The 6,233-nt window shown below is 38.6% G+C and carries 6 protein-coding genes; all 6 read left to right on the forward strand.

All coding sequences use genetic code 11. The features are described from left to right. Window positions 1–38: 38 nt before the first annotated feature. The 6 genes from ruvX (at window position 39) to xerD (ending at window position 6,132) form a co-directional block, all read left to right on the forward strand. Window positions 39–584 (forward strand): Holliday junction resolvase RuvX, encoded by a 546-nt coding sequence (gene ruvX, locus QZ265_RS00915; protein ID WP_296402461.1) that lies wholly within the window; start codon window positions 39–41, stop codon window positions 582–584. An 84-nt stretch (window positions 585–668) separates the two neighbouring features. Continuing rightward, the gene (locus QZ265_RS00920) at window positions 669–1,163 is read left to right on the forward strand and encodes a hypothetical protein (protein ID WP_296402462.1); all 495 of its coding nucleotides are present in this window, start codon (window positions 669–671) and stop codon (window positions 1,161–1,163) included. Window positions 1,164–1,312: 149 nt separating this feature from the next. Continuing rightward, window positions 1,313–1,591 carry a sulfurtransferase TusA gene (tusA, locus tag QZ265_RS00925; protein WP_296402473.1) on the forward strand — a complete coding sequence of 93 codons (279 nt, stop codon included), beginning with the start codon at window positions 1,313–1,315 and terminating at the stop codon, window positions 1,589–1,591. Between the two features lie 174 nt (window positions 1,592–1,765). Continuing rightward, on the forward strand, window positions 1,766–3,043 hold the full coding sequence (locus QZ265_RS00930; protein WP_296402465.1) for a sodium:proton antiporter: 1,278 nt from the start codon (window positions 1,766–1,768) through the stop codon (window positions 3,041–3,043). A 358-nt stretch (window positions 3,044–3,401) separates the two neighbouring features. After that, entirely contained in the window at window positions 3,402–4,895 is a 1,494-nt protein-coding gene (locus tag QZ265_RS00935) for an aldehyde dehydrogenase family protein (RefSeq protein WP_296402467.1), read from the forward strand. Between the two features lie 298 nt (window positions 4,896–5,193). After that, on the forward strand, window positions 5,194–6,132 hold the full coding sequence (gene xerD, locus QZ265_RS00940) for a site-specific tyrosine recombinase XerD (RefSeq protein ID WP_296402470.1): 939 nt from the start codon (window positions 5,194–5,196) through the stop codon (window positions 6,130–6,132). Window positions 6,133–6,233 lie beyond the last annotated feature (101 nt).

Here is a 6,233-nt window from a genome sequence, read left to right on the forward strand (position 1 = left end):
CTCATACTTAAGATACTAATGAAATAATAGCAGTAAATATGTCAAACTCTATGTCAGACCACAAAACATTCATCGATAACAGCTTAAATAACAGCTTAAATAATACTCAAACTCCCAAGCAACAAACGTTGCTTTTAGGCTTGGATTACGGCGTAAAAAAAATGGGCATGGCATTAGGTAATACGCTGACTCAAAATGCTCGACCTTTTGATATTTTAGCCATGAACAATGGGCAACCAGCCGACTGGGACAATCTATTGGGGATTATCGATACTTGGAAAATTGGTCAGGTGATAGTGGGTCTACCTTTGAATATGGATGGCAGTAGTTCGATGATTGCCAAACGGGCGCATAAGTTTGCTCGACGTTTAGCACATCGTCTTATGGAGCAAAGTATTCATGTGCCTGTAAAGCTTTTTGATGAACGACTCACCTCAGTTGAAGCTAGAAAAATGGCTTGGGAGCTAGGGTTAATCAAAAACGAGCGCGATCCTATCGATGATATTTCTGCTTGTTTGCTATTACAAGGCTATTTGGCCGCTCCTGATCACGCCGAAGACATTGTTACCTATAAGGCAGACTGATCTGATAACATGGCTGCTAATCAAATTGTATATCCCTAAGTAAACCTCTCTTTTTATTTTCCGATAACCTATAAGTCTAAAGTCATGAATATAGACACCAAAAATAAACACAATAAGCCATCAGCTACCCCATCGAAAGGAAGTGTTGCTGGGTTTCCTGTTGCCGCTATCAAACTGTTAAGCGATGCGCAGAAAATAAACAAATTGTCTATTTTTTGCATTGTATTGGCTATCTTTAGCTTTGTAGTATTTGGTACTTTAGCCAGTCTGAAGATGTTTCATGGTAGTAAAGAGATGTATTGGTTATTCCATTATCTGCCTTATATTTTGGTAGGACTAACCATACCATTTACGTTATACCAAGCCTTCTTGGTGTACCGTTATCGTCTGTGCCAACCGTCAATGTTAGTGACTAGTGTTGGCGGTGCCAGCTTACTGCTTGTCGTATGTTTGCTGTTTTCATTGTCTGATTGGTTATGGTTAGCTATGTCGGCTTGGATTGGAGTTGCTTATTGGTTTCAAGCCACTTTTAAACGATTTTTTTCCTTTATTGAAGCAAGAAAAGTAGAGACTAGTTAAATTTGCAATAAAATATTGTCAACTATAACAAACCAGTACAATTGAAATATTTATTTCTTAGTATCAAATATAGGACAATGTGCTTTACTATCAAAATCAAAATTATCAAAATCAAACTTATGACTGATTCTAGCGGTAATCGTACGAATATGAATAATTCTGAAAACGCCCATATTGACCATCATCTTGATACCCAAGGTCTTATTTGCCCTGAACCTGTAATGCTACTGCATCGCACCATACGTAAAGCTGAAGGCGGAGATCATATCGAAGTTTTGGCAACTGATCCTGCTACTACCCGTGATATTCCTAATTTTTGTCGTCATTTAGGACATATCTTAGTATCACAATCTGAAGCTGACAATCCGGCAGGAGATAGTGAACTATATACCGATAAACTCTATCGTTACGTGATTAAAAAGAAGTAGATAATGCATATAAATATTTAGACGTATAATTGAAGCCCTCCTTATACTATATAGGTTGATCAATTATCCCCTACACTGAGTTCTGTCATCGGCAGTACTCAGTTTTTTTATCTAAAATAGCAAATTGCAATTTTATCGTTAATAGTCGTTAGTCCAATTATCGGAAGCTCAATCATGAGTACTTTTAATATTATTGCGTTAGTTTTAGTCGTCACTGCCGTATTTGCGGTCATTAACGACAGATATATAAAATTGCATCGTACCATTGGGGTCATGCTCATTGCGTTAATTATCTCATTGCTAATCTTAATAGCAAAATGGATGGGCATTATTCACAATGACATAATGACTGAAATGATAAGTAAGGTGCATTTTGGCGAAACCCTTATTCAAGGGATGCTAGGCGCGTTACTATTTGCCGGCGCAATCAATATAAAATCGGAAGTTTTAAGACCTAGATTAGTACCTATTACGGTTTTATCAATCTGTGGTGTGCTGATATCTACTTTCGTGGTGGGCTATCTGATATATTTCGCCACCAACATAATTAGCGGCATAGATATTCCGCTACTTTACTGCTTGACCTTTGCCGCTCTAATTTCACCTACTGACCCTATTGCTGTTTTGGCTATATTACGTTCAGTAGGTGTTGCCAAAGAACTAGAGATGGATGTATGCGGTGAATCTTTATTCAATGATGGTATAGGTCTGGTCGTTTTTACCTTTTTCTATGCTCTGACAATCCATTCAGAAACCATGAGTGCAGCCGAAGTCAGTTTGTTTTTTATCAAGAATGTTGGTGGCGCCATTTTATTAGGTGCGATTGCTAGTTACATAGTTTATCACCTCATCAGAAAAACTAACGATATTCATATAGAGATATTATTAAGCTTAGCCCTAGTATTTGGTAGCTTTCAGTTTGCTGACTGGATTGGGGTTTCAGCGGCGATCACTATTGTCATTACGGGTATAGTGTTTAGTCATTTAGTTTCTACTGACATGAGGCCAGAGAGCCGAGAGTCCATGTATACCTTCTGGGAAGTCATTGACGAAGTATTAAACAGTGTATTGTTTGTCATGCTGGGTGTGGTGTTATTATTGTTACCTATTGATATTGGTCATCTTTATTTAGGACTATTCGCCATTGCTATTGTCTTATTGGGACGGTGGTTAAGTGTGGTCATCCCTGTCGCTATTCTCAAAAAATGGTACTTTTTCTCACCCCGCTCTGTGCGTATTTTAACTTGGGGCGGCCTACGTGGCGGATTGTCAGTTGCGATGGCTTTGACACTACCTGACAGTATATATCGAAACCATATTTTAATAATGACTTATGCTGTCGTTGTTTTCTCAATTATTGTTCAAGGTACCACTATCAAACTATTGGCAACTGAGTTTAAAGATAGCAGAAATAAAGATAGCCTGCCTATTAACAATAAGCCACACAACTAATTGTTTGAATAGGTATTTTATAAAAGAGGCAAGGCTTTAAAGCCTGTTCACTATCTATACAGTGAATTGTTATTTTTAATAAATACTTAGCAATAAGCGGTAACTATTAATAAACATTTGTCTATTGTCGATAAACAAAATACTTATGTTTGATATGTTAGTATTTGATGGCTTTGTAGAGCTTGTTTTAGGCAATTCTAAATTAAACATTTATAGAAGTAGTTTATATAAGTTGATTTTTTCAGTTTTAGAATTTACAAACTCTATTTAAAGTATAGAGTCAATAAAGTCCTGTTATCCATAACAATAATAACTTCAGGCTATTACATTAAAACTATCAAAATATTAAGGCACCTATATGAGCAATAATAATCAAACCTTAAATACCCCTACTCCTTATGAAAATTTTGACTTGCAATACATTGATGGCAAGTGGATTGAAGGTAAGGATGACAGGGTTAATAAAGATACTAATCCCTTCAATGGTCAAACTATTGTAGAGATTCAGCAGGCCACTAATGAACAGCTTGACGAAGCCTTTAAATCAGCTAGTGAAGCTCAAAAACAATGGGCCAAAACTTTACCTGCACAACGTACAGCTGTCCTGCATAAAGTTATTCAATTGATGGATGCTCGTCGTGATGAGATCATTGACTGGATTATTAAAGAATCAGGCAGTACACGTATTAAAGCAGAAATCGAATTAACTATTGCCCGCGCAGTGACGGTAGAAGCCGCCACTTATCCAAACCGAGTCCATGGTGAAATTCGTCCTTGTAATACTCCTGGCAAACAAAACTATGTCTTCCGTGATCCCATTGGCGTCATTGCCTTAATTAGCCCTTGGAACTTCCCCTTCCACCTAACTCAGCGCTCATTGGCTCCAGCAATTGCTTTAGGCAATGCAGTGGTACTAAAACCTGCCAGTGATACCCCTGTAACCGGCGCACTATTATTGGCCAAGTTGTTTGAAGAGGCAGGCTTACCCAAAGGCGTCTTAAACGTTGTCATCGGTGCGGGCAGTGAAATCGGCGACGCTATTGTCACTCATAATACGCCAAGCCTTGTGTCATTTACAGGTTCCACTCCGGTTGGCAAACATATCGGTGAGCTTGCCTTCAGTGGCGACTACATCAAAGATGTTGCTTTAGAGCTAGGCGGTAATAACCCATTTGTTGTTCTAAAAGATGCGGATATCGATCAGGCGGTAAAAGCGGCAGTATTTGGTAAATTCTTACATCAAGGTCAGATTTGTATGGCCATTAATCGTATTATTGTAGAAGAAGATATCTATGATACCTTTATTGAGAAATTTAAAGCCAAAGTTGAGACCTTAAAAATTGGTGATCCTAGTGATAAAGACACTTTGATTGGCCCTATTATCAATAAAAACCAACTGGAGTCACTACAAGATAAAATCGCTTTAGCCAAAAAAGAAGGTGCTAACGTCGTGCTTGAAGGTAGTATCGATGGACAGCTTGTCTCGCCATATATCTTTACAGACGTAACGCCTCAAATGGATTTATTCCAAAATGAAATATTTGGTCCATTAGTCGGCATTATTAAGGCTAAAGATGAAGAAGACGCCTTAAGTCTGGCCAATGACACACAATTTGGTCTATCTAGTGCGGTATTTACTGGAGATATGCAGCGCGGCATGAATTTTGCCAAACGTATGGAAGCAGGTATGACCCATATCAATGATATGCCAGTGAATGATGAGAGCATGGTAGCATTTGGTGGCGTCAAAAACTCAGGTATTGGCCGCTTTAACAGTGACAAAGTACTTGAAGAGTTTACTAGAACGCACTGGGTTTCATTTCAAAGTGAACCACGCGAATATGGGCTTTAATCAATCTTTGTATTGCAATATGTTTTTTTATTTATAATTCATATTTTAATTAATGGTCTATAAATTCTATCTATCAAGAGGTCACTATATGTGACCTCTTTTTTATTGATACTTAAACCCTAAGATACTTTAAAAATATTAATTAGTTTTAATACTACCTTTGAGAATAAATAATGGCTACTTTTATGATATATTCTATTGTCAATATGGGTGTTGTATTATCCTTTAGTTTATACGTCAAAGCTTATATTTCTGAGATTATATCTTTGAGCTATTAAATCCAATTTGTGAGTTATAGATGAGTCGTGATAGAGCCGTTCAACCTAGACAGCCTAAAGCATTAGCGGTAGATGATGAAGCCGCTTATATCACCGAATTTCGTCAAGCAATGCTAGCACGCGGTCTGTCTACCCGTACTCGTAATGCTTATGTACGTGACTTAAAGTTGTGTGAAATAACCAATAGCAAAGCTTTAACTGTATGGGATGACACCGATGTCATGCAGTGTCTGACTATACTTAACAAACAAGGTAAAACACCTCGCACTCAAGCTCGTATGCTCTCAAGCTTACGTCAGTTTTATCTGTGGATGGTGGGCAATGAACGCCGTGCGGACAATCCGTGTGAGCGTATCAAAACCCCAAAAATAGGTCGTTCACTGCCCAAAGACTTGGCCGAAGCGGATGTTGAAAATCTATTGTCTGCACCCGATACTAGTACCGCTATGGGACTTCGAGACAAAGCAATGCTTGAGGTATTGTATGCCTGCGGCCTGCGGGTTAGTGAGCTGATGAATTTGTCGCTTGAACAGGTTAACCTTAATGCTGGTTGGCTACAAATTACCGGTAAGGGTAATAAAACACGTCTGGTACCGTTAGGTGAATATGCTAGTGAAGCCTTAGAGGTTTATCTGCATCATGCACGTGGTGAACTTGTCGCACACCTTAAGTCAGGCAACTGTCAAGCCGTGTTTTTAACTACTCAAGGCGGCTATATGACTAGGCAAAACTTTTGGTATATGATTAAAAAATACGCCAAACAGGCCGGGGTAGAAAGCGACATGTCACCACACACTTTGCGTCATGCCTTTGCTACCCATTTGCTCAATCATGGAGCAGATTTACGTAGCGTACAGTTGCTACTCGGGCACAGTGATTTATCGACCACGCAGATTTATACTCATGTCGCCACCGCAAGATTGCAGCAGCTTCATGAAGCGCATCATCCGAGGGGGTGACAAGCTTTAATAAATAGCACTACGTTCAGGTTCGCAAAAAATATTGCTTAAAGAGAATTTCCCAAATAACGTGCCATACCAATGAACTCTGTTTTATATTT

The organism is Psychrobacter sp., from assembly GCF_018260395.1.
In the GTDB taxonomy this organism is placed as follows: domain Bacteria; phylum Pseudomonadota; class Gammaproteobacteria; order Pseudomonadales; family Moraxellaceae; genus Psychrobacter.

What these genes read in the sequence shown, in the direction of transcription:
- ruvX (WP_296402461.1), top strand. Translation starts at nt 39, where the DNA reads ATGTCAAACTCTATGTCAGACCACAAAACATTCATCGATAACAGCTTA.
- QZ265_RS00920 (WP_296402462.1), top strand. Translation starts at nt 669, where the DNA reads ATGAATATAGACACCAAAAATAAACACAATAAGCCATCAGCTACCCCA.
- tusA (WP_296402473.1), top strand. Translation starts at nt 1,313, where the DNA reads ATGAATAATTCTGAAAACGCCCATATTGACCATCATCTTGATACCCAA.
- QZ265_RS00930 (WP_296402465.1), top strand. Translation starts at nt 1,766, where the DNA reads ATGAGTACTTTTAATATTATTGCGTTAGTTTTAGTCGTCACTGCCGTA.
- QZ265_RS00935 (WP_296402467.1), top strand. Translation starts at nt 3,402, where the DNA reads ATGAGCAATAATAATCAAACCTTAAATACCCCTACTCCTTATGAAAAT.
- xerD (WP_296402470.1), top strand. Translation starts at nt 5,194, where the DNA reads ATGAGTCGTGATAGAGCCGTTCAACCTAGACAGCCTAAAGCATTAGCG.